We start from the raw sequence: 25,386 nt of genomic DNA, 5'->3' as shown, positions 1-25,386 counted from the left end.
GCCGCCCTGAGCAGGGCGGCGAGCGGAAGAGTGGCGGCAGCGCGGCCGAGTTGAGCGCGCAGATCCGATTTCTTGAGGACGAAGTGGCGCTGTTGCGCCGCAAACTGACCGAATCGCCCCGGCACGTCCGGCTGCTGGAACAGCGGCTGGCCGAGGCGTCCAACCGGGTGAGCCAGCTCACCGAGCGCAACACCAAGCTCGTGGAGACGCTCAAGGAGGCCCGGGGTCAGCTCCTCGCCCTGCGAGAGGAGGTGGACCGGCTCGCCCAGCCGCCCAGCGGCTACGGCGTGTTCCTGGCCAGGCATCCCGACAACACCGTGGACGTGTTCACCTCGGGGCGGCGCATGCGCGTCGCGGTGTCCCCGGCGGTGGAGACCGACTCGCTCCAGCAGGGGCAGTCGGTCCGGCTCAACGAGGCGCTCACCGTGGTGGAGGGCGGCGACTTCGAGCGCATCGGCGAGGTCTGCACCCTGCGCGAGCTGCTCAACACCGAGTCCGACGTGCAAGGCGTCACCAGGGCACTGGTGGTCGGGCACGCCGACGAGGAGCGGGTGGTGCTGCTGGCGGCCCCGCTGCTGGACGCGCCGCTCAAGCCCGGTGACTCCCTGCTCGTGGACAGCAAGGCGGGCTACGCCTACGAGCGGGTGCCCAAGGCCGAGGTCGAGGACCTGGTGCTGGAGGAGGTGCCCGACGTCCAGTACGAGGACATCGGTGGCCTGTTCCGGCAGATCGAGCAGATCCGCGACGCGGTGGAGCTGCCGTTCCTGCACGGGGACCTCTTCCGCGAGTACGAGCTGCGGCCCCCCAAGGGCGTGCTGCTCTACGGCCCGCCCGGGTGCGGCAAGACGCTCATCGCCAAGGCCGTTGCCAACTCCCTGGCGAAGAAGGTCGCCAAGGCGCGCGGCGACGCCAACCACGACCAGGCGAAGTCGTTCTTCCTCAACATCAAGGGCCCGGAGCTGCTCAACAAGTTCGTCGGCGAGACCGAGCGGCACATCCGGCTGATCTTCCAGCGGGCCCGGGAGAAGGCCTCCGAGGGCACCCCGGTGATCGTGTTCTTCGACGAGATGGACTCGATCTTCCGGACCCGGGGCAGCGGCGTCAGCTCGGACGTGGAGACCACGATCGTGCCGCAGCTGCTCAGCGAGATCGACGGTGTCGAGGGCCTGGAGAACGTCATCGTCATCGGCGCCTCCAACCGCGAGGACATGATCGACCCGGCGATCCTGCGACCCGGCAGGCTCGACGTGAAGATCAAGATCGAGCGGCCGGACGCCGAGGCGGCCACCGACATCTTCTCCAAGTACCTGACCGACAACCTGCCCATCCACGAGGACGACCTCGCCGAGTTCCACGGGGACAAGCGCGCCTGCATCGACGCGATGGTGCAGCGCACGGTGGAGCGCATGTACGAGGAGTCGGAGGACAATCGTTTCCTGGAGGTCACCTACGCCAACGGTGACAAGGAGGTCCTGTTCTTCCGGGACTTCAACTCCGGCGCGATGATCCAGAACATCGTGGACCGGGCGAAGAAGTACGCGATCAAGTCGGTGCTCGACCACCAGCAGATCGGTCTGCGCGTGCAGCACCTGCTGGACGCGATCGTCGACGAGTTCGCCGAGAACGAGGACCTGCCCAACACGACCAACCCGGACGACTGGGCCAGGATCTCCGGCAAGAAGGGCGAGCGCATCGTCTACATCCGGACCCTGATCACGGGCAAGAACCAGGAGACGGGCCGGGCGATCGACAACGCCAACAACACCGGTCAGTACCTGTAACCGAAAAGCGCGCGACGCAGTTCCAGGAACGGCCCCCCGACCCGCCGGTCGGGGGGCCGTTCCGTTACCGTGGCCCCCTGGGAATCTGCGAACACGGGGTGTCGAGCTATGGGGTGACAGCGCCGCTCGACGAGAGCGCACCGTGTCCGGAATGGACTCTTTCGCGTTGTCCGGTCAATTCCACGGCGCGAATTCCCGTTCACCGTGGTGTTCTTCTCGTGTGTCCCCAGTCAGCGGCGCTCACCCCGGGAAAGGGTGACGCGGAGGTGGCCACCACCGGGGTTCGGCGCGCACGGCGGTCCACGATCGCCACGTTCGCACTCGTGGGGTTCGTCTTCGGCGTCTGGACCGTGCGCATTCCCGCGCTGGCCGATCGGCTCGGCCTCGGTGAGGGCGCGGTCGGGCTCACCGTCTTCGCGTGGGGGACCGGCGCGCTGGTGTGCATGCAGCTCTCCCGGACCGTGCTGTCCACTGTGGGCAGTCGCACCGTGCTCCGGCTGGCCGCGCCCGCGGTCGGGCTCGGCGTGCTCGCGGTGTCGGTCGCGGGCTCCTACCCGGTGCTGCTCGCCGCCGTCGTGGTGTTCGGGATGGCCTTCGGGCTCACCGACATCGCGATGAACGCGCAGGCGTCCACTGTGGAGCTCGCGATGGGCAGGCCCGTGATGAGCGGGATGCACGCGGGCTGGAGCGCGGGCGCCGTCTCCGGAGGGCTCGCCGGTGCCGGAGCCGCCGCGCTGGGCCTGGGGTTCACGCCGACCCTCGCGCTCGCCGGGGCGCTGGCCGTTCCGGTCGCACTGGTGCTCGGCCGCGACTACCTGTGCGATCCGACCTCCTCCGAGGGCGCGGAGTCGACCTCCGGCGGGGTTCGGCTGCCCAAGGTCGTCTACCTCGTCGGAGCGCTGTGCTTCGTGGCCTTCCTGATCGAGGGCTCGGTCGCCGACTGGAGCGGGTTGTACCTGCGCGACGCGCTCGGCGCGGGCGATTCCCTTGCGGCACTGGGGTATCCGGCCTTCGAGGTGGCGATGCTCGCCGGGCGGTTGGCCGGGGACCGGGCCAGTGCCCGCTTCGGCGCGCGGCGGCTGCTGGTGTGGTCGGGGACCGCCACGGCGGCGGCCTTCGTGCTCGTGGTGCTCGCGGAGTCGGCGGTGCTGGTGCTGCTGGGCTTCGCCGTGGTCGGGGCGGCGGTGTGCGTCGCGGTGCCGCTGACGTTCTCCCTCGCCGGGTCCGTGGTGCCGCGGCGGCATTCCGGAGCGGCCATCGCCCAGGTCGGCGCGCTCGGCTACACGGGCCTGCTGCTCGGTCCCGTGCTGATCGGCGTGGTGGCCGAGGCCAGCGACCTCAGGGTCGGGTTGACAGGGGTGGGCGCGCTGGCGCTGGCCATGTCCGCGGGCGCGCTGCTGCTGCGCTCCGGGCGTACGCGGGCCGGGGTTGTAAGGGGGCAGCGCGGGCGAACTCCGGGTCTGTCTCGGGGAAGCACCTGAGGACTCCTTCAGCTAGCGTCCGGAGACTGTGCGGCGGACCTGCGCCAACACTTCGGCGTGGTCCGAAGTGGACAGTCGAACACGGTGTCAACGCAAGGAGAATCCCAGTGACTTCAGCTCCGCCGGTGGGCGGCCGGACCGAGCTCCGCGTCGCGGCGCGCACGGTCGGCCTCGTCAAGGTCTACGGCAGCGGCGAAGCGGCGGTGCGGGCGCTGGACGGGGTGGACCTGGACATCCACGCGGGCAAGTTCACCGCGATCATGGGGCCCTCGGGCTCCGGCAAGTCGACGATGATGCACTGCCTCGCCGGGCTCGACGCGGCCAGCGGCGGCGGTGTCCTGCTCGGCACGACCGACCTGACCACGCTCTCCGACCGGGACCTGACCACCCTGCGCCGGGACCGGATCGGCTTCGTCTTCCAGTCCTTCAACCTGCTCCCGCAGCTGACCGCGCTGCAGAACATCCTGCTGCCGCTGGAGCTGGCGGGCAGGCAGCCGGACAAGCAGTGGCTGGACATGCTCGTCGGCGTGCTCGGCCTCGGCCAGCGGCTCGGGCACCGGCCCTCGGAGCTCTCCGGCGGCCAGCAGCAGCGCGTGGCGGTGGCGCGCGCCCTGGTCACCCGGCCCGAGGTGGTCTTCGCCGACGAGCCGACCGGCAACCTGGACTCGCGCAGCGGGCACGAGCTGCTGAACCTGCTGCGCCGCTCGGTGCACGAGTTCGGTCAGACCGTGGTCATGGTGACCCACGACCCGGTCGCGGCGACCTTCGCCGACCGCGTGGTGCTGCTGGCCGACGGCAAGCTCGCGGGGGAGATCTTCCGCCCGACCCAGGACAGCGTGCTCGACGCGCTGCGCCGCCTGGGAGTGTGAGGCGGCGGTGGCTCGTTCCCCACTCACCTCCGCCGTGCTCGCCGAAGCACGGCAACGCCCGACCCGGCTGCTGCTGACCGGTCTCGCGGTCGTCGTGGCGACCCTGTTCACGGCGGGCACGTTCATGTTCGCCGACACCATGCGCAAGGGCCTGGAGCTCCAGGCCGCCGTGACGCCGCAGGGCGCGGCCGTGGTCGTGGAGAGCCAGGGCAAGCCCGTCGACGAGGACCTGCTCACCCAGCTCCGCGCCGTCCCCGGCGTCGCTGAGGCCACACCGGTGGCCAGGCGTTCGGTCACCGTCGCCAAGCCCGGTGGCACGGCCGAACCGGGCTACTGGGACATCAACTCCGACAGCGGCAAGGGCCCGCTCTCGCGCTACTCCGTCGTCACCGGCGCCACCCCGTCCGGCCCCGGCCAGGTCGCGGTCACCGAGAACACCGCGAAGGCCACCGGCCTGACCGTCGGGGCGAAGCTGTCGCTCTCCGCGTGGGGCAAGAAGCAGGCCACCGACGTCACCGTGACCGGTGTCGTCAAGGGCAAGGGGGACCGCGGTTCCACGCTCGTCGGCACGCCGGACACGGTGAAGGCGGTCCTCGGCCCGCAGACCACCTGGGAGCAGGTCGACATCGCCGCCGCCCCCGGCTCGGAGAGCACTGTGCTCAGCGCCGTGCGTTCGGCCGCGGGCACCGAGGTCTCGGTGCGGTCCGGTGCCGAAGCGCGTGCCGCCGAGGTGAAGTCCGCGCTCCGCGTGGTCGACGCGCTCTTCGCGATCCTGTCGGTGTTCACCGGTGTCGCGCTGGTCGCGGCCGCGCTCGTGGTGGCCTCGACGTTCCGGATCGTGGTGGCCCAGCGCCGTCGCCGCACCGCGCTGATGCGCTGCGTCGGCGCGACCAGGGGACAGGTGCTGCGGTCGCTGCTGTTCGAGGCCGGGCTGTCCGGGATCGCGGCCGGTGTGGTCGGCGTTCTGGCGGCGGTCGGCCTCGGCTACGCGGGCCTGGCCGTCGCCGGGAACTTCACCGAGGAGCCGTTGCCGCCGTTGCAGGTCTCGGTCACTTCGCTGCTGCTGTGCGTGCTGCTCGCGACGGTGGTCACGGTGATCGCCGCGCTGGCTCCTGCCGTCGGCGGGACCAGGGTGCCGCCGATCGCCGCGCTCGGCGCCGCCAAGGTCACCGACGCCGGCCAGGCGCGGTTCACCCGGCGGATGATCTTCGCGGCGCTGTTCACGGCCGCGGCGGTCGGGCTGCTGCTGCTCCCGGTGGGCAAGGAGCCGATGATCGCGCTCGTCGCCGTCGCGGGCTCGGGGCTGATGGCCTTCTTCGCGCTGATCGCGGCCGGGCCGGTGATCATGCCGCTGCTGGCGAAGCTGCTCGGCGGCCTGGTCCGGCTGGTCGGCGGCACGCCCGGCCGGCTCGCCGTCGGCAACGCGCTGCGGGTGCCCAAGCGCACCGCGAACACCACCACCGTGCTCACCCTCGGCGTGGTGCTGGTGAGCGCCGTGCTGGTCGGGATGAGCTCGATCCAGGCCAGCAGCGCCGACCGGCTGTCCTCGCGCTACCCGGCCGTGGTGCAGGTCAGCTCCTCCGGCTCCTCGGAGAGCGGTTCCGGGATCGACCCGAAGCTCGCCGAGAAGGTCCGCACGCTCCCCGAGACCGGCACGTTCTCCCTGGTGTCCCGGGGCGAGGTGAAGATCGGCAGCTCGGAGGTCCACGTCGCGGGCATGGACGTGGCCGCCTACCCGCCGGTCGCGCGGACCAACGCCGACGAGGGCTCGCTGAAGGACCTCGCCCCCGGCACCGTCGCGGTCTCGCGCACCTACGCGGAGAAGTTCGGCGTGAAGTTCGGCCAGACCGTCGCGATCACCGGGACAGGCGGGCAACCGGTGCAGGCCAAGGTGATCGCGGTCTACCGGGGCAACGCCGCGCTGGGCTCCGCAGTGCTGCACCCCGGCGACTTCGCCAAGGTGCGGCCCGCCGACAAGCCCAAGATCATGCTCGTCGACCCGGCCGCGGGGGTGGACAAGGACAAGCTCAAGTCGGCGGTGCGCACCGCGCTCGGCAACGACACGACCCTGTCGGTGATGGCGCCGGGGGAGGAGAAGGCCGAGATGGAGAAGATGTTCAGCACCATGACGCTGATCGCGCTCGGCCTGGTCGGGATGACCGTGCTCGTCGCGGTGGTCGGCGTCGCGGTGACGCTGTCGCTGTCGGTGGTGGAGCGGACCCAGGAGAACGGCCTGCTCCGCGCGCTCGGCCTGACCAGGGGCGGTATGCGGGCGACGCTGGCGTGGGAGGCGGTGGTCTTCGGCGCCTGCGCGGCGGTGCTCGGATTGCTGCTCGGCTCGCTCTACGGCTCGCTCGGGGTCCGCTCGCTCGGCGAGTTCGACATCATCAGCATCCCCTACGGCCAGCTGGCCGTCGTCGGCGGCGGCCTGCTGCTGCTGACCCTGGTCGCGGCCGTCGGCCCGGCCCGGCGCTCGGCGCGGACCAGCCCGTTGCAGGCGCTGGCCACGGACTGAGCCGATGACGGGGCGCCCCGCTGTCCACTGTGGATGGTGGGGCGCCTTCCGTTGTGCCGCCGGGACTCCGGTGAACGTTCGTCCACTGTGGTCACAGGTTGCGGCGTCCTCCGGCTGACACTGATCGGATGACTCCTGTGGCAGGCCGGGGCCGGTTTTGGTTCGCTGCGCGCGGGCTCCGCCCAGTGGGCACCGTCCAGTGGGCACCGCCCGCTGCGCTACGATCCCGTAGCGAAACCATCCCGACCCCTGAAGGAGGCTGCCCCGATGCAGCTCCTGGCGAACTTCCTGGTCGGCGTCCTCGCCGTCCTGCACGCCTACATCCTGGTGCTGGAAATGTTCCTCTGGCAGACACCCCGAGCGCGGGCCGCCTTCGGCACCGACCCGGAGTTCGCCGCCGCCTCCGCCCCGCTCGCGGCCAACCAGGGCCTCTACAACGGCTTCCTCGCTGCGGGCCTGGCGTGGGGCCTGATCGTGGGCGGCGACGTCGGCTTCCAGTTCAAGGTCTTCTTCACCGTCTGCGTCATCGTCGCGGGCGTCTACGGCGCGGCCACCGCCACCAAGCGCATCCTCTTCGTCCAGGTCATCCCCGGCGCGCTCACCCTCGCCGCCCTCCTCATCGCCACCTGACCCCAATCGCCCTGACACCACCTGAATGACTCGTTCAGCACGCTCAACCACATGAACGAGTCATTGAGGTGGTTAGAAGTGCTGAACGAGTCATTCAGCACGTCCAACCACCTGAAGGAGTCATTCAGGGCTTAAGCGTCGGTGGGGCGGTGGTGGGTGAGCCAGTGGTCGATGAGTTGGCGGCCGTCGGGGACGAAGGGCCAGGTGGGGTCGGCGAGGCGGGCGCGCAGGTCGGGCAGGGACATCCAACCGCCCGCGACGACCTCCTCCGGCTGCCACACCACGGGGCCGTCCCACCGCGCCTCGAAGGCGAACATGTGGGCGCGCACGGGTGGCTGGAGGTAGGTGGCGGTGAACAGGGGCCGCACCGGCACGCCGGAGATCCCCAGCTCCTCGGCCAGCTCGCGCTCGGCGCACGAGGCCGGGTCCTCGTCGGCGCCGAGCACCCCGCCCGCCCAGCAGTCGTGCATCCCCGGCGCGAAGTCCTTGGAGTCGCTGCGCTTGTGCACGTACACCCGCGTCCCGTCGCCGGAGCGCACCAGGACCGCCGTCGACGCGTGCCACAGACCCTGGGCGCGCATCACCGAACGCGGCCTTGAGCCGACCCTGTCACCGTGCGCGTCGAAGATCGCAACCAACTCGTCGATCACCGCCACCCCCTGATCGTCACACGGAGGCCGTAAGGTGCACCACATGCGGCGGATCATGGGAACCGAGGTGGAGTACGGCATCTCAGTGCCGGGCGACCCTGCGGCCAACCCGGTGCTCACTTCCACCCAGGTCGTCCTCGCCTACGCGGCGGCGGCCGAGATCCCCAGGGCGCGACGCGCGCGCTGGGACTACGAGGTGGAGTCACCGTTGCGGGACGCGCGGGGCTTCGACCTGGGCGCGCCCGGGCTGCCCCCGACCGACCCGGACGTCGAGGACCTGGGCGCGGCCAACGTCATCCTCACCAACGGCGCGCGCCTGTACGTCGACCACGCGCACCCGGAGTACTCCACCCCCGAGCTGACCAACGCCAGGGACGTGGTGATCTGGGACAAGGCCGGTGAGCGGATCATGGAGGAGGCCGCGCTGCGCTCGGCGAGCGTGCCCGGCCAGCCCAAGATCCAGCTCTACAAGAACAACATCGACGGCAAGGGCGCCAGCTACGGCACCCACGAGAACTACCTGATGTCGCGCTCCACCCCGTTCACCGCGGTGATCGCGGGCCTGACCCCGTTCTTCGCCTCCCGCCAGGTCGTGGTCGGCTCCGGCCGGGTCGGCCTCGGCACCGCCAGCGAGGACGCGGGCTACCAGCTCTCCCAGCGCTCGGACTACATCGAGGTCGAGGTCGGCCTGGAGACCACGCTCAAGCGCGGCATCATCAACACCCGCGACGAGCCGCACGCCGACGCGGACAAGTACCGCAGGCTGCACGTGATCATCGGCGACGCCAACCTCGCCGAGTACTCCACCTACCTCAAGGTGGGCACCGCCGCGATCGTGCTCGACATGATCGAGTCCGGCATGCGCTTCGACGACCTGCGGCTGTCCGACCCGGTCCGCGCGGTGCACACGATCAGCCGCGACCCCTCGCTGAAGGTCCGCGTCGACCTCGTCGGCGGGCGCAAGTACACCGGGCTGGACATCCAGCGCGCGTACCACGACCGCGCCGTGGAGTTCTACCACCGCCACGGCGCCGCGCAGTCCACCCTGGACGTGCTGCGGGTGTGGGGCGAGGTGCTCGACGCGCTGGCCAGGGACCCGATGGAGTGCGCCGACCGCCTCGACTGGCCCGCCAAGCTGCGGCTGCTGGAGGGCTACCGCGCCCGCGACGGCCTGACCTGGGCCTCGCCCCGGCTCCAGCTGGTCGACCTGCAGTACTCCGACGTGCGGCTGGACAAGGGCCTGTACAACCGGCTGGTGGCGCGCGGCTCGATGCGCAGGCTGGTCACCGAGGAGGAGGTCCGCGAGGCGATCAAGGAGCCGCCGCAGGACACCAGGGCCTACTTCCGCGGCCGCTGTCTGTCCCGCTACCCCGGCGAGGTGGCCGCGGCGTCCTGGGACTCGGTGATCTTCGACCTGGGCCGGGAGTCGCTGGTGCGCATCCCCACGCTGGAGCCGCTGCGCGGCACCAAGGCGCACGTGGAACAGCTGCTGCAGGACTCCGAAACCGCCGAACAGCTGGTGGCGACCCTGACCCGACGCTGATCCGTAACAAGATCGATCAGACGGAGCAACGCCCGGTGCGGGACGAGTGTCGGTCCCGATCGGTACTGTTTGGACACAGGCGCCTATCGAACCGGAGGGCGAGATGGCACAGGAGCAGAAGCAGCGGCAGGGCGGCGGCGACGGCGACGACGGGTCGGACGACGCGGCGGCGGCCGGACAGGAACGCCGGGAGAAGATGGGCGAGGACGTCGACTCGATCCTCGACGAGATCGACGACGTCCTCGAGGAGAACGCCGAGGACTTCGTCCGGGCCTACGTGCAGAAGGGCGGCGAGTAGCCGCAGCGGGTCCGCCCCGCTCCCGTCCCAGCCGAGAAACCCTTGGAGACAAAGCCGATGGACAACCCCTCGGCCCGGTCCTACCCGGGCGCAGCCCTGCCGTCCGCCTTCTTCACCCCGGGCGTGTCGTCGTTCAGCGAGTTCTTGCAGGCCGCCGCGCCCGACCTGCTGCCGGGGCGCAGACACGCCCCCGGCGGCGCACTCCACGGGAGCCACGGCGGTGGGCACGGGAGCGAGGCGCGCGCCCCGCACGGCACCACGATCGTCGCGCTGGTCTACGACGGCGGCGTGCTGATCGCCGGTGACCGCAGGGCCACCATGGGCAACGTGATCGCCCAGCGCGACATGGAGAAGGTCTTCCTCACCGACGAGTACTCCGCGGTCGGCATCGCCGGCGCCGCGGGGCTCGCGGTGGAGATGGTCCGGCTGTTCACCGTCGAGCTGCGGCACTACGAGAAGCTCGAAGGCGTGCCGCTGTCGCTGGACGGCAAGGCGAACAAGCTGGCCACGATGCTGCGCGGCAACCTCGACGCGGCCATGGCGGGCCTGGCGGTGCTGCCGCTGTTCGTCGGCTACGACCTCGACGAGCGCAGGGGCCGGATCGTCTCCTACGACGTCACCGGCGGCCGCTACGACGAGCACGGCGGCTACCACGCGGTGGGCTCCGGCTCGGTGTTCGCCAAGGGCGCGCTGAAGAAGCGGCACGAGGTGAGCGCGGACCGGGACACGGCCGTGCGCAACGCCGTCGAAGCGCTCTACGACGCCGCCGACGACGACTCCGCCACCAGCGGGCCCGACCTGACCAGGCGGATCTACCCGATCGTGGCCACCGTCGAGGAGAGCGGCTCGGTCCGGCTCGGCGCGGACGAGGTGGCCGAGGTCGCCGAGGCCGTGGTGCGCGGGCGCCACGAACGCCCCGGCGGCTGAGACCGCGCCGTCCCACCCCGGCCCCTGACCGCACTCTTCACGCCTGGAGCTCGCCATGACCATGCCGTTGTACGCATCCGCCGAACAGGTGATGCGGGACCGCTCGGAGCTGGCCCGCAAGGGCATCGCCAAGGGCCGCAGCGTCGTCGTGCTCACCTACGCCGGCGGCGTGCTCTTCGTCGCCGAGAACATGTCCACCACGCTGCACAAGGTCTCCGAGATCTACGACCGGATCGGCTTCGCCGCCGTCGGCCGCTACAGCGAGTTCGAGAACCTGCGCACCGCGGGCATCCGCTGGGTGGACGTGCGCGGCTACTCCTACCACCCGCGCGATGTCAACGCCCGGGCGCTGGCAAACGTTTTCGCGCAGAGCCTGGGCTCGATCTTCACCGAGCAGCTCAAGCCCTTCGAGGTGGAGATCTGCATCGCCGAGGTCGGCGCCTCCTCCGCCGAGGACCAGCTCTACCGGCTCACCTACGACGGCTCGATCTTCGACGAGCCGCAGTTCGTGGTCATGGGCGGGCACGCGGAGGCGATCAGCAGCGCCCTCAAGGCGTCCTACCGGGAGGACATGGGGCTCTCCGACGCCCTCCAGGTCGCGGCGGCGGCGCTGAGCGCGAGCGCCCCTGGCGCCTCCGCCAGCGCCAAGCAGGCCACCGCCGCGGCGGCGGTCCCGGCCCAGGGCGGCTCCGGCGGCAAGCTGGAGGTCGCGATCCTGGACCGCGCCCGTCCGCAGCGGGCGTTCCGCCGGATCACCGGGGCCGAACTGGAGGCGCTGCTCCCCGCCCCCGCGGCAGACACCGCGGACACTCCCGCCCCGGACAAGGCGGAGACCGACAAGCCTGCCGACCCCGACAAGTCCTGACCGCCGCGAGGTTCCCCGGTCTTCAGGACCGGCGAACCCCCTCCGCGAAGGTCTCCGACCGCCCCTTGGCCTCACTGGCCAGGGGGCGGTCGCGCGTCACCAGGTGACCATCAGCCGGGTGGGCCGCATGTGCGCCGAGCCGCGCTGGAACGGGATGCGCTCCGGGCTGGTGGCCAAGCGCAGCCCGGGCAGGCGCTGGAACAGCTTCGAGAACGTCACCTCCAGTTCGAGCCGGGACAGCCCCGCGCCGATGCAGTAGTGCGGACCGTGCCCGAAGTGGATGGGTGAGGCGTTGTCGCGGTGGATGTCGAAGCGGTGCGGGTCCGGGAACACCGACGGGTCGTAGGCCGCCGCGAGCACCGGAGCGCACACCGAGGCCCCCTGCGGGATCACCGTGCCGGACAGCTCGACCGGCTCGCGGGCGACGCGCAGCGCGCTCAGGTCGAAGCCCGGGCGGTAGCGCATGACCTCCTCGACCGCGGTCTTCCACAGCCGGGGGTTGGCGGTGCAGGCCGCCAGCTGCTCGGGGTGGTTGAGCAGCGACTGCACGCCCAGGCCGACGACCGAGGACACCGTCTCGGTGCCGCCGACCAGCAGCACCGCCGCCGTGGCCAGCAGTTCGTCGTCGCTGAGCCGGTCCTCCTCGTCGCGGGCTGCGATCATCATCGACAGCACGCCGATCCCCGGCCGCGCGCGCTGCTCGGCGACGAGTCGCTCCAGCAGCGCCAGCAGCCGCCGGTACTGCCGCCGCAGGTCGCCGGGAGCCGTCGTGGTGGCGTTGAACCCGGAGGCCAGCATCGCGGCCTCGGCCCAGTCCTTCGCCGCGATGCCGAACAGGTCGCAGTTCACCGAGATCGGCAGCGGGATCGCCAGCTGCGTCATCAGGTCCACCGGCGGCGTCAGCTGGGCGAGGTGCTCGACCAGCGCGCCGATCGAGCGCTCGACGAAGGGCCGCAGGCCGCGCACGGCCCCCGGGGCGAAGACGGGGGCCAGGATGCGGCGCAGCCTGGTGTGGTCGGGCGCGTCCATGTTGAACATGTTCGCCGGGTCCCCGAACACCCCGACGCGCAACAGCTTCGCGTCTCCGGTGCAGGTCAGGGCGCGGGAGAAGCGTGGATCGGAGAGCACGGTGGCCACGTCGCGGTAGCGGGTGACCAGCCAGACCCGCTCACCGTCGGGCATCCGCATCGGGCACACCGGCCACCGCTGGCGCAGCTCGTCGAAGACCGGCGGCGGTCCGCCGTGCGGGTCCCTGGCGAACGGGTAGTCCACCCTCGGCCACGCCGGTGGGGACGACGGGGCGGCCGACGGTGACGGTGCGGTCATCGCACCGAAAGACCCTCCCGGGCGTGGTCGTCTGCGGCGGCTCGCGGCGCGGGCACGATCGGCTCGGACTCGATCGAGACGACGACGTGACCCTGGTCCGGGCTGATCCTGGGGGAGAAGGAGCTGCGCGAGAGCAGTTCCACCAGCGGGCTCTCCCGGTGGTAGCAGAACACCGAGTTGGGCACGCCGAGGATGCGCGGGGTGTCGACCAGGAACGGCAGCTCGGCGAAGAGGTAGCCGATCAGCGACTCACGGGTCCACGGGTCGGGGTTGGCCGAGCCGAAGTTCGTCTGGAGCACGCGCGTGGAGATCGCCTCGCACGCCTCGCGGAACTCCTCGTTGTCCTGGTAGCCGGCCCACGCCTGCTCCAGGAGCCGGTCGTAGTGGGCGTTGTCGGCCACCTCGGTCCAGGTGAAGGTGACCGCGTCCGGGTCGTCGACGCCGAGGTCCTCCAGCGTCCGCTGCACCCGCCTGCGCAGTCGCGCCACCTCCTGCCGCGCCCGCTTCTTGGCCCGGCCGGGGTCGGCGCCGCGCATGCTGGGGATCCAGCTCGCCTCGGCACCCGGCAGCAGCACGTTGACGCGGGAGAACTCGCAGAAGGCCCAGCTCAGCAGCTGATCGACGCGCTCGTCGGTGTAGTAGCTGTTGAACGAGCTGATCCCCAGCAGAGCGTGCTCGCCGGTGCTGAGCAGATCGGCGCAACGCTCCGTGTAGGGACGGACGATCGGATCGGAACAACGGGAGACAACTCCGGGATTCATCGCCACCCGCTCAACGTAGATCGGTGACCCCGGTCACGGTATTGCCCGTGCGCGTGACGGCATTTCCCTCGTCGCGGCCGAACATCACCCTGCGAACACGTGAACGCCCGGCCGCAATCCACTGAACGGGGGGTGCGGCGGCGCGGCCGGGTTCACCGGTCGTCACGCCGCCGCCCGGGTGGCTCAGGTGAGGTTGTTGCGGCCGTGCTCCTCGCGGTAGGCGTGCAGCGCCGCCTCGTGCGCGGCGAAGCGGAACCGGTTGCCCTCCGGCCCGACCTCGCCGTCGGTGGCGATGGCCACGGGCGAGCCCAGGACCTCGACCACCAGGTTCGGCCGCTCCTGCTGCACGTAGGTGCGGCTGCGGTGCAGCGCCCCGGCCAGCGCGGAGGCCACGAACCGGATGCGCGACCACTTGATGTCCGCGCGCACGTAGCGGATGTCCAGCAGCCCGTCGTCCAGGCGCGGCCTGCGCGTGGGCGCGAACCCGCGCGGCCGGTAGGGGCCGTTGCCGACGAAGAGCAACCACACCTTGTGCCTCTTGCCGTTGATCCGCACCTCCAACGGCTGGGCCTGGTGCAGCACGCGGACCAGCGCGACCGCCGCCGCGGGCCACTTGCCCCACTTGCCCTGCCACTTCTCGCGCAGCGACACCATGTCCGGGTAGCCGCCGAGGCTGGCGGTGTTGATGAACCAGCGCTTGGGCTGGCCGTCGACCTTCACCGTGGCCAGGTCGACGCCGACCGCGTGGCCCTCGCGCACCGCGTCGTCGACGTCGAGGATGCCCTCGATCCCGATGTCGCGGGCGAAGTGGTTGAGCGTGCCCGCCGGGATCACCGCCAGCGGCAGCTTCTTGCGCGCGGCCAGCGAGGCCATCGCGGCGACCGAACCGTCCCCGCCCGCCACGCCGAGCGCCTTGACCTCGTCGACGGAGTCGGAGATCTCCTTGTCGATCTGCTCGATGAGGTCCATCCCCTCCTTTGGGTTGACGATCCGCGCGTTCGGCCAGACGCTGCGCACCTGCTCGGAGGGGTCCTCGCCGTCGATCCCGGAGTTCGGGTTGACCAGCACCAACAGCCCCCGGCCCTCGTCCAGCGCGGCGGCCTCCACGTCGGGGCGGACCTCGGCGGGCTCGTCCGGGTGCACCGGCCACCATCGCCGGGTCGCCAGCGCGATGCCGGTGCCGACGGCGGCGCCCGCGATCACATCGCTGCCCCAGTGCACGCCGGTGTGCACCCGCGAGTACGCCACGGCCGCGGCCAGCGGCGCGATCGCGGCGCCGACCAGCGGTGACTCCATGGCGACCGCCGTGGTGAACGCGGCGGCGGAGGCGGCGTGACCGGAGGGGAAGGAGGAGGACGTCGGCGGGCTGGAGAGCCTGCGGCGCGGCGGCATCAGCTCGGCGGCCGGGCGCCTGCGCGGCAGCAGCAGCTTCATCGCCAGGTTCACGGTGGGACTGGTGCCCGCGATCGCCGCGACACCCCGCGCGGCGGCCCGTCGGGTCGGTCCCTTGCGGACGGCGAGCAGGCCCGCGACGGCGAACCAGAGCACACCGTGGTTGGCGGCCCGGGAGAGCGTCTTGAGCGCGCGGTCGGCCTTGCTGCGCGGCAGGCTCGCGCTGCGCCGCACCAGCGCCTGATCCAGTTCGATGACGGCTTCCGTGGCCGCGTGCAGCTTCTCGATCACAGCACGACGCTATGCAATGTCACATGTGCGCGCACACCGGCCCCGGTTGTGCGCCGTGGGGATGACGTTTGGGACACGCGGATCTTCTCTCCCCGATCGGCGCACAGGTGATCGCCCGAAGACCCCCTACTGTGGACATATGCAGCGGCGGATCTTCGGCATCGAGACTGAGTTCGGGGTGACCTGCACCTTCCACGGGCAGCGCAGGCTCTCGCCGGATGAGGTGGCGCGCTACCTCTTCCGTCGTGTGGTGTCCTGGGGCAGATCGTCCAACGTGTTCCTGCGCAACGGCTCCCGGCTGTACCTGGATGTGGGCTCGCATCCGGAGTACGCCACGGCCGAGTGCGACGACCTGGCCCAGCTGGTCACCCACGACAAGGCGGGGGAGCGGATCCTGGAGGACCTGCTCATCGACGCCGAGCGGCGGCTGGCCGACGAGGGCATCGGCGGGGACATCTTCCTCTTCAAGAACAACACCGACTCCGCGGGCAACTCCTACGGCTGCCACGAGAACTACCTCGTGGCGCGCGCCGGGGAGTTCTCCAGGATCGCCGACGTGCTGCTGCCGTTCCTGGTGACGCGGCAGCTGATCTGCGGCGCGGGCAAGGTGCTCCAGACCCCGCGCGGCGCGGTGTACTGCCTGTCGCAGCGGGCCGAGCACATCTGGGAGGGCGTCTCCAGCGCCACCACGCGCTCGCGCCCGATCATCAACACCCGCGACGAGCCGCACGCCGACGCCGAGCGCTACCGGCGCCTGCACGTGATCGTCGGCGACTCGAACATGTCCGAGGTGACCACGCTGCTCAAGGTGGGCAGCGCCAACCTCGTGCTGGAGATGATCGAGGCCGGGGTGCAGTTCAAGGACTTCACCCTGGACAACCCGATACGGGCCATCCGCGAGATCAGCCACGACCTCACCGGCACCCGCCTGGTGCGGCTGGCCGGCGGGCGCGAGGCCTCCGCGCTGGACATCCAGCGGGAGTACTACGAGAAGGCGGTCGAGCACGTCGCGCAGCGGCAGCCCGACCCGATGGCCGACAAGGTCATCGAGCTGTGGGGCCGCACCCTGGACGCGGTGCAGCGCCAGGACCTGACGCTGATCGACCGCGAGATCGACTGGGCGATCAAGCACCGGCTGATCGAGCGGTACCGGGCCAAGCACGACATGGAGCTCTCCAGCCCCCGCGTCGCGCAGCTGGACCTCGCCTACCACGACATCCGGCGCGGGCGCGGCATCTTCGACCTGTTGCAGCGCAAGGACCAGGTGCTGCGGGTGACCGACGACAGCGAGATCGAGGCTGCCAAGGACACGCCCCCGCAGACCACCAGGGCCAAGCTGCGCGGGGACTTCATCGCCGCCGCGCAGGAGGCGGGTCGCGACTTCACCGTCGACTGGGTGCACCTCAAGCTCAACGACCAGGCCCAGCGGACCGTGCTCTGCAAGGACCCCTTCCGCGCGGTCGACGAACGCGTCGAACGCCTCATCGCCTCCCTCTGACACCCGCACTCCGAAAGGGCGCCGCGTCCCCGCGCGGCGCCCCTTTTCGCGTTTTGGCAACGTGATGTGAATGTGAACGTTCAACTATCGCAAGGAGTTGCCAAAACGCGAGAGACGGAGCTGGGTCAGGTGAGGGCGGTGAGGAGTTTGTCGAGAGCTGTGCGGGCGGAGGCGGAGGAGTAGGGGCCGACGGCGACCACGGCGGCGACGAGGGCGGCGATCTCGCCCGGGGTGAGCGGTACCGGGGCGACGGTGGCGCGGGTGGTGAAGGCGTAGCCGCCGCGCGGGCCACGACGGACGCTGATGGGCACACCGGCCTCGACCAGGCGCGCCACGTCGCGTTCGACGGTGCGCACGCTGACGCCGAGTCGGCTGGCCAGGGTCTCGCCGGAGAGGCGTTGGGCGGCGCTCGCGCGCAGCTCCTCGATCAGCCGGTGCTGCCGCTCGACCAGCGGAGCGCCCAGGTGCACCTGTTCGTAGGTCATCCCGATTCCCGTCACGGTGATTCCCGTCCCGGCGTGTCGGGAATCGACCATACGCTCGGATCATGGGAACCACGTGGCACGACCAGCTCGGCGAGCAGCTCGACTGGTACTGGAAGCACATGCTCCGGCCGAGGCTGGAGGGGTTGACCGACGAGGAGTACTTCTGGGAGCCCGTTCCCGGCTGCTGGTCGGTGCGCCCGGGGCCGGACGGCGTGCTGACCTGCGACTGGGCCTTCCCCGCGCCGGAGCCGCCGCCGTTCACCACGATCGCGTGGCGGCTGGCGCACATCGGCAGCGTGGTGCTGGCGATGCGGGCGTCCAACCACTTCGGGGACGGCTCGTTCAGCCTGGACACGATCACCTGGCCGGGGAGTGCCTCGGCCGCGCTGGAGTACCTGGACGAGGGCTACCGCGCGTGGTCGAGCGGGGTCGCCGCGCTCGACGAGGACGCTCTGGCCAGGCCCTGCGGGCCGAAGGAGGGGCCGTACGGGCACCTGCCGTTCGCCGCGCTCGTGCTGCACGTCAACCGGGAGGTGGTGCACCACGGGGCCGAGGTGGCCACGCTGCGCGACCTCTACCGGGCGAGCGGGGCGGGGCGGACCTGGGGCGGAGATCGTTAGCACAGGTGTTCGACACACGCAGGGTGATGAGGGGCTAAGGTTCCCGGCGTGCCGACCGTACGTGCCGAACGCCTGGTGAACCTGGTGCTGTGCCTGCTGGCCACCCGCCAGTACCTCACCGCTGAACGGATCAGGGGGATCGTCCCCGGCTACACCGACGCGCCCAGCGACGACGCGTTCTTCCGCATGTTCGAGCGGGACAAGGCGGAGCTGCGCGACCTGGGCATCCCGCTGGAGACCGGGCGCAACTCCGTGTTCGACGCCGTGGACGGCTACCGGATCGCGCGCCGCGACTACGAGCTGGGCGAGATCGACCTGGAGCCGGACGAGGCCGCCGCCGTGGCGCTGGCCGTGCGGCTGTGGGACTCCCCGGACCTGACCGGGGCCGCGCACGGGGCGCTGATCAAGCTGCGCGCGGCCGGGGTCGAGGTGGACCCGGACGCCCCCGCCGTGGTCGAGCCCAAGGTCCGCACCTCGGAGCCCGCGTTCGCGCCGCTGCTCACGGCGGTGAACCGGGGCCGCGTGGTGGAGTTCGACTACCGCAAGCAGTCCTCGCCGCGACCGGCGCGCCGCACGGTGGAGCCCTGGGGCGTGGTGTCCTGGCGCGGCCGGTGGTACCTGGTCGGCCAGGACCGGATGCGGGACGCGCCGCGCTGCTTCCGGCTCTCCCGGATCGTCGGGGCGGTCCGCGCCACGGGCAAGGACGGCGTGGTGCAGCGCCCGCCGGAGGTGGACCTGCTGGGCATGGTGGCCAAGCAGAACGACGCCCCGCCCGCCTCGGCCACCGCGCGGGTCTGGGTGGCGGCGGGCCGGGCGCAGGGGCTGCGCAGGCGGGCCAAGCCGATCGAGGACCTGGCGCTGGACGGCGAACCGGGCGAGGTGGTGGAGATCGACCTGATCTACCCGGACTCGGCGGCCAGCTGGCTCGCCGGGTACGGCCCCGACGTGGTGGTGCTGGAGCCGGACTCGCTGCGCGCGCACGTCCAGATGCTGATGTCCGGTTTCGCGAAGGGGGCGGTGTAGTGGACTCCGCGCAGAACCGGCTGCCGAGGCTGCTCGCGCTGGTGCCGTACCTGCTGGCCAGGCCCGGGATCTTCGTCGCGGACGCGGCGGCCGACTTCGGCGTCACCGAGAAGCAGCTGCGGCGCGATCTTGAGCTGCTGTGGATGTGCGGGCTGCCGGGCTACGGGCCGGGCGACCTGATCGACATCTCCTTCGAGGGCGAGACGATCACCGTCGCCTTCGACGCCGGCATGCAGCGGCCGCTGCGGCTGACCGCCGAGGAGGCGACCGCGCTGCTGGTGGCCCTGCGCGCGGTGGGCGAGACCCCGGGGGTGGCCGACACCGACGCGGTGCAGCGGGCGCTGGCCAAGGTCGAGTCGGCGGTGGGCAACGCCAAGCCCGCCGGGGTCGCGGTCGGCCTCGCCGGGCGCGAGAACCAGGCGACGGCGGAGATGCGCGAGCCGATCCAGGAGGCGCTGCACCGGGGCGTGGCGATCCGCATCCGCTACTACACGGTCTCCCGCGACGAGATCACCGAGCGCGTGGTCGACCCGATGCGGCTGCTGCTGGTGGACGGGCGCAGCTACCTGGAGGCGTGGTGCCGCCGGGCCGAGGGCGTGCGGCTGTTCCGGCTGGACCGCGTCGACGAGGTGACCGCGCTGGAGGAGCGCGCCGCCCTGCCGCCGCACGCCCGCCCCACCGACGTCTCCGACGGCGTGTTCCGGGCCAGGGACGGGCAGGGGACGGCGGTGCTGCTGCTGGACCCGGACGCGCGCTGGATCGCGGAGTACTACCCCGTCGAGGAGGTCACCGACCTGCCGGACGGGCGGATGCGGGTCGTGATGCGCTACGGCGACGAGTCGTGGATGGTGCGGCTGCTGCTCGGTCAGGGCGGGCGGGTGAGCGTGGAGGAACCCGCCTCGCTGGCCCGCCTGGTGGCCGAGCGGGCCGCCACCGCGCTGCGCAGGGCGGCCGCCGCGCAGGCCCGCGTGTGAGGTGCCGGTGAAGATCAGCTCGGGAATTCCGGCAGGCCGGACAACCTGGGGCGAACCTTGGGCCAACCGGGTAGGACCGGTGTTCTCTCGGGGGCTCCCGGCGGTTACGGTGTGCCAGTGCCGTACCTGCTGAGCCTGCTGCTGGTCCTCGTCGGACTGGCGGTCCTGCTGTTCGTCGCGGTCAGGGTCTTCCGTTCGCTGAGCCGCTTCGGCGCGGCGGCGGCGGCCGTCGGCGGGCACGTGGACGACCGCGCCGGCCTGCTCCGCGCCCGGACCGCCGCCCTGAAGGTGGCCATCGCGGAGCGCAGGTCCACCAGATCCGCCAACGACAGCGACGACTCTTCCGCACGTACCATCTAGCGGGAGAGACGAGGAGGACACCGTGCCCAATCTCGGAGGCTTCGAGATCATCATCATCGCGCTCGTGGTGGTGCTGCTCTTCGGCGCTGCCAAGCTGCCGACGATGGCGCGATCCATCGGGCAGTCGATGCGCATCTTCAAGGCCGAGACCAAGGCCATGAACAAGGACGGCCAGCCCGAGGGCCAGGCTCCCGCCCAGCAGCAGGCGCCGCAGCAGCAGTACCAGCAGCCCGCCCCGGCTCCGCTGCCCCCGGCGCAGCCGGTCCAGCAGCAGCCCGCCCCGCAGGTGGCGCCGCCGCTGGAGCAGCAGCAGCCGCGCACCGACAACCGCTGAGAGAGGCCGGGACCACGAGGTGGCGAGCAATCCGCTGCGCCGCCTGATCCCGAGCGGGCGCAAGCGCAAGCCGTGGAGCCGGAAGCACAATCCGGACGGCACCATGACGCTGCTGGATCACCTGCGCGAGCTGAAGCACCGGGTGGCGATCATCTCGCTGGCGCTCACCGTCGGCGGCATCATCGGCTGGATCTGGTTCACCACCCGCATCGCGGGGCTGCCCGCGCTGGAGACGCTGCTCCGGGAGCCCTACTGCGGGATTCCCGCGGCGCAGCGCTTCCCGAGCGACCAGTGCGTGCTGATCCAGCAGCAGCCGTTCGAGGCGTTCATGATCCAGCTCAAGGTCGGGCTCGGCGCGGGCGCCGCGCTGGTCAGCCCGGTGTGGCTGTACCAGGTGTGGGCGTTCATCACCCCGGGCCTGTACGCCAAGGAGCGCAAGTTCGCGCGGATCTTCGTCTTCTCGGCCAGCTTCCTGTTCATCGTCGGCACCGTGCTCGCCTACGTGGTGATCCCGGCGGGGCTGTCGGTGCTGGTCGGCTTCGCGGGCGAGTTCTACGTGACGGCGCTCAGCGGTTCCTCCTACGTGAGCTTCGTGCTGACGATGCTGATCGTGTTCGGCGTGAGCTTCGAGATGCCGTTGGTCATCGTGATGCTCAACCGGATCGGCGCGGTCACCTACGAGAAGCTGAAGAAGTGGCGCCGGGGCATCATCTTCGGCCTGTTCGTCTTCGCGGCCGTGGCCACGCCGGGCACCGACCCGGTCGGCATGGTGGTGCTGGCGCTCGCGCTGACGGTGCTCTTCGAGTTCGCGTTGCAGGTGTGCCGCGTGCACGACAAGCGCAAGGCCAAGCGCGACGAGACCTCGAAGTGGGCGAACATCTCGCCCGACGAGGCCGCGCCGCTGGACCTGACGCCGAGCGTGCCGGAGACCGCGACGCCGGAGCCCGCCGCTTCCGCTGAGCTTCCGCGCAACCGCTACGACGACGCCACGTGAGCAGCGGGCCCAAGGTCGCGTTAGTCGTCAGCCCCGCTTCTGGGGCTGGCGCGGCGGCACGGGTCGCGGGTGGTGTCGCGGCTCGGATTCGGCCCGCCGCCGGGGAACTCGTGCAGTCAATCGCGCGCAGCGGCGAGCACGCGATTGAATTGGCCCACCGCGCGGTGGAGTCCGGTGTGGACGTGCTGGCCATGCTCGGCGGTGACGGTGCCGCGCACGCGGGCTTGCAGGCGTGCGCCGAGTCGGCGACGGCGTTCGCGGTGATCCCGGCGGGCACGGGCAACGACCTGGCCGCCGCGCTCGGCTGGCCGAAGACCTCGCTCGCAGCGGCAGACGCCTTTGCCTCCGCGCTGGTCAGGGGCTCGTGGGGGCGCTTGGACCTGGGGCGGGTGGAGGGCGGCGCGTGGTTCGCCACGGTGCTCTGCGCGGGCTTCGACTCGGCGGTCAACGAGCGCGCCAACCGGATGCGCTGGCCGCGCGGGCCCAAGCGCTACGACCTGGCGATCCTGGCCGAGCTGGCGCACCTGCGCGCCCGGCCGCTGGTCGTGGAGACCGAGCACGAGCGCCTGGAACTGGACGCCACGCTCGTCGCGGTCGGCAACACCCGGTGCTACGGCGGCGGAATCCCCGTCTGCCCGGACGCGGACGCCGGTGACGGGCTGCTCGACCTGACCGTGGTGACCGCGGCTCCGCGCGCGCTGATGGTGAAGATGCTGCCCCGGCTGCGCTCCGGCAGGCACGTGGAGCTGCCCGAGGTGCGGACGCTGCGGGCGCGCTCGGTGCGGCTGGGCGGGGACAACGACTGGGTGGCCTACGCCGACGGCGAGCGCCAGGCGGAGCTGCCGCTGACCGTGACCTCGGTGCCCGGCGCGCTGCGCGTGCTGGTGCCGGAATGATCAAGTTTGCGTGGCGTTGCGGCTGTCGCCGCCGTGCTGTCGGTGGTGTGTGACAACCTGGTCGGGTGTCAGCTAGCGGCTCTTCTCCAGCAGAGGCCTACTCGACGGCGAAGCGGCGGGCCTCCCACCCCCGGCTCACCGACTTCGAACAGCTGGTCTCCTTCGAGCTCGACCCGTTCCAGCGCTCCTCCTGCGAGGCGCTGGAGGACGGGCACGGCGTGCTCGTGTGCGCCCCGACCGGCGCGGGCAAGACGGTCGTCGGCGAGTTCGCCGTGCACATGGCGCTCGGCGAGGGCCGCAAGTGCTTCTACACCACGCCGATCAAGGCGCTGTCCAACCAGAAGCACGCCGATCTGGTCGCGCGCTACGGCGCGGAGAACGTCGGCCTGCTGACCGGGGACACCTCCGTCAACGGCGGCGCGCCCGTGGTGGTGATGACCACCGAGGTGCTGCGCAACATGATCTACGCGGGTTCGTCCACTGTGGACAACCTCGGCTACGTGGTGATGGACGAGGTGCACTACCTCGCCGACCGCTTCCGCGGCGCGGTGTGGGAGGAGGTCATCCTCAGCCTCCCCGACCACGTGCGGCTGGTCAGCCTGTCGGCGACGGTCAGCAACGCCGAGGAGTTCGGCGAGTGGCTCAAGACCGTGCGCGGGGACACCACCATCGTCGTCGACGAGGTCCGCCCGGTGCCGCTGTGGCAGCACATGCTGGTGGGCAACCGGATGTACGACCTGTTCGCGGCGGAGGACGCGGCGAACTCCGGTGACACCCGGATCAACCCCGAGCTGGCGCGGCAGGTCGGCGAGCTGGACCGGCACTACACCCCGTTCTCCCGGGCGCGCGGGCCGCGCGGGGGTGGACGCGGTCAGCGCTACCGCCCGCCGTCGCGCCCCGACGTGGTGGAGCGGCTGGACGGGGCCGGGCTGCTGCCCGCGATCCTGTTCATCTTCAGCCGCGCGGGCTGCGACGACTCCGTCCGCCAGTGCCTGCGCGCGGGCGTGCGGCTGACGGTGGAGTCCGAGGTCGAGCAGATCCGCGAGATCATCAAGGAGAAGACCGCCGACCTGCCCGAGGGCGACCTGACGGTGCTCGGCTTCTGGGAGTGGCGGGAGGCCCTCGAGCGGGGCATCGCCGCGCACCACGCCGGGATGCTGCCGGCCTTCAAGGAGACCGTGGAGGAGCTGTTCGTCCGCGGCCTGTGCAAGGCGGTCTTCGCCACCGAGACGCTGGCGCTGGGCATCAACATGCCCGCGCGCACGGTGGTGCTGGAGAAGCTGGTCAAGTACAACGGCGAGGCCCACGTCGACCTGACGCCGGGGGAGTACACGCAGCTCACCGGGCGCGCCGGGCGGCGGGGCATCGACATCGAGGGCCACGCGGTCGTGGTCTGGCAGCCGGGCATCGACCCCAAGCAGGTCGGCGGCCTGGCCTCCACCCGCACCTACCCGCTGCGCTCCTCGTTCCGGCCCGCCTACAACATGGCCGTGAACCTGGTGCAGCGCCTGGGCGTGGTGCAGTCCAGGGAGATGCTGGAGCAGTCCTTCGCGCAGTTCCAGGCCGACCGCTCGGTGGTGGGCGTCGCGCGCAAGATCGAGCGCAACCGCGAGGCGCTGGCGGGCTACGCCGAGTCGATGAGCTGCCACCTCGGCGACTTCGGCGAGTACGCGGGCCTGCGCAAGCAGATCTCCACCAGGGAGAAGGCGCTGGCCAAGCAGAACAGCTCGGCCAAGCGCGCCGAGGTGGAGACCTCGCTGGCGCGGCTGCACAAGGGTGACGTGATCGCCGTGCCGACCGGGCGGCGCAGCGGGCTGGCCATCGTCATCGACCCCGGGCTCGACCAGCGCGGGGAGACCCGGCCGCTGGTGGTCAACGAGGACCGCTGGGCCGGACGGCTCTCCGCGGCCGACTTCCCCGCCCCGGTCGAGCCGTTGGGCCAGGTGCGGCTGCCCAAGCAGGTCGACGTGCGCTCGCCCAAGTCCCGCCGCGACCTCGCCTCCACGTTGCGCGCCAGCGGGATCAGCGTGCCGACGCGGGGCGGCCGCAAGCGATCGGACGTGAACGAGGACGGCGAGCTGGCCGCACTGCGCAGGGCGCTGCGCGCGCACCCCTGCCACGGCTGCGACAAGCGCGAGGACCACGCCCGCTGGGGCGAGCGGTACTCGCGGCTGGAGACCGAGACCGAGCAGCTGGAGCGCAAGGTCGCCGGGACGACGCACTCGCTGGCGCGGGCCTTCGACCGGATCAGGGCGCTGCTGCGCGAGCGCGGCTACCTCGACGGCGAGGGCAACGACGAGCAGGTCACCGAGCACGGGCGCAGGCTGACCCGGCTCTACAGCGAGTGCGACCTGCTCGCGGCGGAGTGCCTGCGGCACGGCGTGTGGCGCGGGCTGGACGCCCCCGAGCTGGCCGCGGTCATCTCGGCGCTGGTCTTCGAGGCGCGCAGGGACCCGCTCGGCGCGCCGAGGGTGCCCGCGGGCCCGGTGACCGAGGCGCTGGCCGCGACCGTGCGGCTGTGGGTGGACCTGGAGGACGACGAGCGCCGGTTCCGGCTGCACAACCGCACCAGGGAGCCCGACATCGGCTTCGCGTGGCCGATCTTCCGCTGGGCGCGGGGCGAGTCGCTGGAGAAGGTGCTCACCGCGGCCGAGGTCAACGGCCAGGAGCTCTCGGCGGGCGACTTCGTCCGGTGGTGCCGCCAGGTGATCGACCTGCTGGAGCAGGTCAGGGACGTGGTCGGGCGCGCCGATCCGGTCGGGGCGACCGCGGCCAAGGCGGCGAGCTCGCTGCGCCGCGGCGTGGTGGCGATGGGCACCCTGTGAGCGGCCCGCTGGACACCACTGCGACCCAATTCGCCGGTCCGCTGCGAA

General features: G+C 71.5%; 23 protein-coding genes. 18 read left to right on the top strand and 5 right to left on the bottom strand.

The window, feature by feature from the left end:
* The 5 genes from arc to CCN37_RS24660 form a co-directional block, all read left to right on the top strand.
* Window positions 1–1,781: proteasome ATPase (gene arc, locus CCN37_RS24680; RefSeq protein ID WP_143261787.1), on the top strand; the 1,781-nt coding region annotated here is incomplete at its 5' end.
* A gap of 266 nt (window positions 1,782–2,047) precedes the next feature.
* Window positions 2,048–3,262, top strand: a complete 1,215-nt coding sequence (locus CCN37_RS24675) for an MFS transporter (RefSeq protein ID WP_086825156.1) — start codon at window positions 2,048–2,050, stop codon at window positions 3,260–3,262.
* Window positions 3,263–3,369: 107 nt separating this feature from the next.
* Entirely contained in the window at window positions 3,370–4,131 is a 762-nt protein-coding gene (locus tag CCN37_RS24670) for an ABC transporter ATP-binding protein (RefSeq protein ID WP_246843276.1), read from the top strand.
* Window positions 4,132–4,138: 7 nt separating this feature from the next.
* Window positions 4,139–6,646 carry an ABC transporter permease gene (locus CCN37_RS24665; protein ID WP_143261786.1) on the top strand — a complete coding sequence of 836 codons (2,508 nt, stop codon included), beginning with the start codon at window positions 4,139–4,141 and terminating at the stop codon, window positions 6,644–6,646.
* Between the two features lie 267 nt (window positions 6,647–6,913).
* The gene (locus tag CCN37_RS24660; RefSeq protein ID WP_086825151.1) at window positions 6,914–7,276 is read left to right on the top strand and encodes a DUF1304 domain-containing protein; all 363 of its coding nucleotides are present in this window, start codon (window positions 6,914–6,916) and stop codon (window positions 7,274–7,276) included.
* 131 nt (window positions 7,277–7,407) lie between these two features.
* Here the strand turns inward: CCN37_RS24660 and CCN37_RS24655 are convergent, their stop codons facing one another.
* Complete coding sequence (locus CCN37_RS24655; protein ID WP_371504908.1) at window positions 7,408–7,926, bottom strand: NUDIX hydrolase; 519 nt, start codon at window positions 7,924–7,926, stop codon at window positions 7,408–7,410.
* A 43-nt stretch (window positions 7,927–7,969) separates the two neighbouring features.
* On the opposite strand from CCN37_RS24655, the gene dop reads away from it, so the two are divergent.
* The 4 genes from dop to prcA all read left to right on the top strand — a co-directional run bounded on the left by dop (window position 7,970) and on the right by prcA (window position 11,559).
* Window positions 7,970–9,469 carry a depupylase/deamidase Dop gene (gene dop, locus CCN37_RS24650; RefSeq protein ID WP_086825149.1) on the top strand — a complete coding sequence of 500 codons (1,500 nt, stop codon included), beginning with the start codon at window positions 7,970–7,972 and terminating at the stop codon, window positions 9,467–9,469.
* 103 nt (window positions 9,470–9,572) lie between these two features.
* Window positions 9,573–9,767, top strand: a complete 195-nt coding sequence (locus CCN37_RS24645) for a ubiquitin-like protein Pup (RefSeq protein ID WP_086825147.1) — start codon at window positions 9,573–9,575, stop codon at window positions 9,765–9,767.
* A 57-nt stretch (window positions 9,768–9,824) separates the two neighbouring features.
* Entirely contained in the window at window positions 9,825–10,694 is an 870-nt protein-coding gene (gene prcB, locus CCN37_RS24640) for a proteasome subunit beta (protein ID WP_086825145.1), read from the top strand.
* A gap of 55 nt (window positions 10,695–10,749) precedes the next feature.
* Window positions 10,750–11,559, top strand: a complete 810-nt coding sequence (gene prcA, locus CCN37_RS24635) for a proteasome subunit alpha (protein WP_086825143.1) — start codon at window positions 10,750–10,752, stop codon at window positions 11,557–11,559.
* Window positions 11,560–11,655: 96 nt separating this feature from the next.
* Here the strand turns inward: prcA and CCN37_RS24630 are convergent, their stop codons facing one another.
* The 3 genes from CCN37_RS24630 to CCN37_RS24620 all read right to left on the bottom strand — a co-directional run bounded on the left by CCN37_RS24630 (window position 11,656) and on the right by CCN37_RS24620 (window position 15,329).
* Window positions 11,656–12,885, bottom strand: a complete 1,230-nt coding sequence (locus CCN37_RS24630; protein ID WP_086825141.1) for a cytochrome P450 — start codon at window positions 12,883–12,885, stop codon at window positions 11,656–11,658.
* On the bottom strand, window positions 12,882–13,646 hold the full coding sequence (locus CCN37_RS24625) for a tRNA-dependent cyclodipeptide synthase (RefSeq protein ID WP_246843277.1): 765 nt from the start codon (window positions 13,644–13,646) through the stop codon (window positions 12,882–12,884). The genes CCN37_RS24630 and CCN37_RS24625 overlap by 4 nt, the downstream gene beginning before the upstream one ends.
* Before the next feature lie 183 nt (window positions 13,647–13,829).
* Complete coding sequence (locus CCN37_RS24620; RefSeq protein ID WP_086825136.1) at window positions 13,830–15,329, bottom strand: bifunctional phosphatase PAP2/diacylglycerol kinase family protein; 1,500 nt, start codon at window positions 15,327–15,329, stop codon at window positions 13,830–13,832.
* A gap of 139 nt (window positions 15,330–15,468) precedes the next feature.
* On the opposite strand from CCN37_RS24620, the gene pafA reads away from it, so the two are divergent.
* Window positions 15,469–16,827: a Pup--protein ligase gene (gene pafA, locus CCN37_RS24615; protein WP_086825134.1), complete on the top strand. Its 1,359-nt coding sequence runs from the start codon at window positions 15,469–15,471 to the stop codon at window positions 16,825–16,827.
* 125 nt (window positions 16,828–16,952) lie between these two features.
* Here the strand turns inward: pafA and CCN37_RS24610 are convergent, their stop codons facing one another.
* Window positions 16,953–17,312 carry a YafY family protein gene (locus tag CCN37_RS24610; RefSeq protein WP_246843274.1) on the bottom strand — a complete coding sequence of 120 codons (360 nt, stop codon included), beginning with the start codon at window positions 17,310–17,312 and terminating at the stop codon, window positions 16,953–16,955.
* A 62-nt stretch (window positions 17,313–17,374) separates the two neighbouring features.
* Between CCN37_RS24610 and CCN37_RS24605 the strand changes: the two genes are divergently transcribed.
* The 8 genes from CCN37_RS24605 to CCN37_RS24570 all read left to right on the top strand — a co-directional run bounded on the left by CCN37_RS24605 (window position 17,375) and on the right by CCN37_RS24570 (window position 25,338).
* Window positions 17,375–17,932, top strand: coding sequence for a DinB family protein (locus CCN37_RS24605; protein ID WP_086825130.1), 558 nt, complete (start codon window positions 17,375–17,377; stop codon window positions 17,930–17,932).
* 48 nt (window positions 17,933–17,980) lie between these two features.
* The gene (locus CCN37_RS24600) at window positions 17,981–18,955 is read left to right on the top strand and encodes a YafY family protein (RefSeq protein WP_086825128.1); all 975 of its coding nucleotides are present in this window, start codon (window positions 17,981–17,983) and stop codon (window positions 18,953–18,955) included.
* Complete coding sequence (locus CCN37_RS24595) at window positions 18,955–19,929, top strand: YafY family protein (protein ID WP_086825126.1); 975 nt, start codon at window positions 18,955–18,957, stop codon at window positions 19,927–19,929. Before CCN37_RS24600 ends, CCN37_RS24595 begins: the two co-directional genes overlap by 1 nt.
* Before the next feature lie 117 nt (window positions 19,930–20,046).
* Window positions 20,047–20,289: a bacteriophage holin gene (locus CCN37_RS24590; RefSeq protein WP_086825124.1), complete on the top strand. Its 243-nt coding sequence runs from the start codon at window positions 20,047–20,049 to the stop codon at window positions 20,287–20,289.
* A 22-nt stretch (window positions 20,290–20,311) separates the two neighbouring features.
* Window positions 20,312–20,623 (top strand): Sec-independent protein translocase subunit TatA, encoded by a 312-nt coding sequence (tatA, locus tag CCN37_RS24585; RefSeq protein ID WP_086825122.1) that lies wholly within the window; start codon window positions 20,312–20,314, stop codon window positions 20,621–20,623.
* A gap of 19 nt (window positions 20,624–20,642) precedes the next feature.
* Window positions 20,643–21,617, top strand: a complete 975-nt coding sequence (gene tatC / locus CCN37_RS24580; protein ID WP_246843273.1) for a twin-arginine translocase subunit TatC — start codon at window positions 20,643–20,645, stop codon at window positions 21,615–21,617.
* Window positions 21,614–22,513: a diacylglycerol kinase family protein gene (locus CCN37_RS24575; RefSeq protein ID WP_086825120.1), complete on the top strand. Its 900-nt coding sequence runs from the start codon at window positions 21,614–21,616 to the stop codon at window positions 22,511–22,513. Before tatC ends, CCN37_RS24575 begins: the two co-directional genes overlap by 4 nt.
* Window positions 22,514–22,578: 65 nt before the next feature.
* The gene (locus CCN37_RS24570) at window positions 22,579–25,338 is read left to right on the top strand and encodes an RNA helicase (protein ID WP_086825119.1); all 2,760 of its coding nucleotides are present in this window, start codon (window positions 22,579–22,581) and stop codon (window positions 25,336–25,338) included.
* The last annotated feature ends 48 nt before the right edge of the window (window positions 25,339–25,386 follow it).

The organism is Allokutzneria sp. NRRL B-24872 (assembly GCF_002155965.1).
Classification (GTDB): domain Bacteria; phylum Actinomycetota; class Actinomycetes; order Mycobacteriales; family Pseudonocardiaceae; genus Allokutzneria.
Note: the sequence above shows the minus strand (reverse complement) of the source record. Positions and strands in the feature narration are given on the sequence as shown.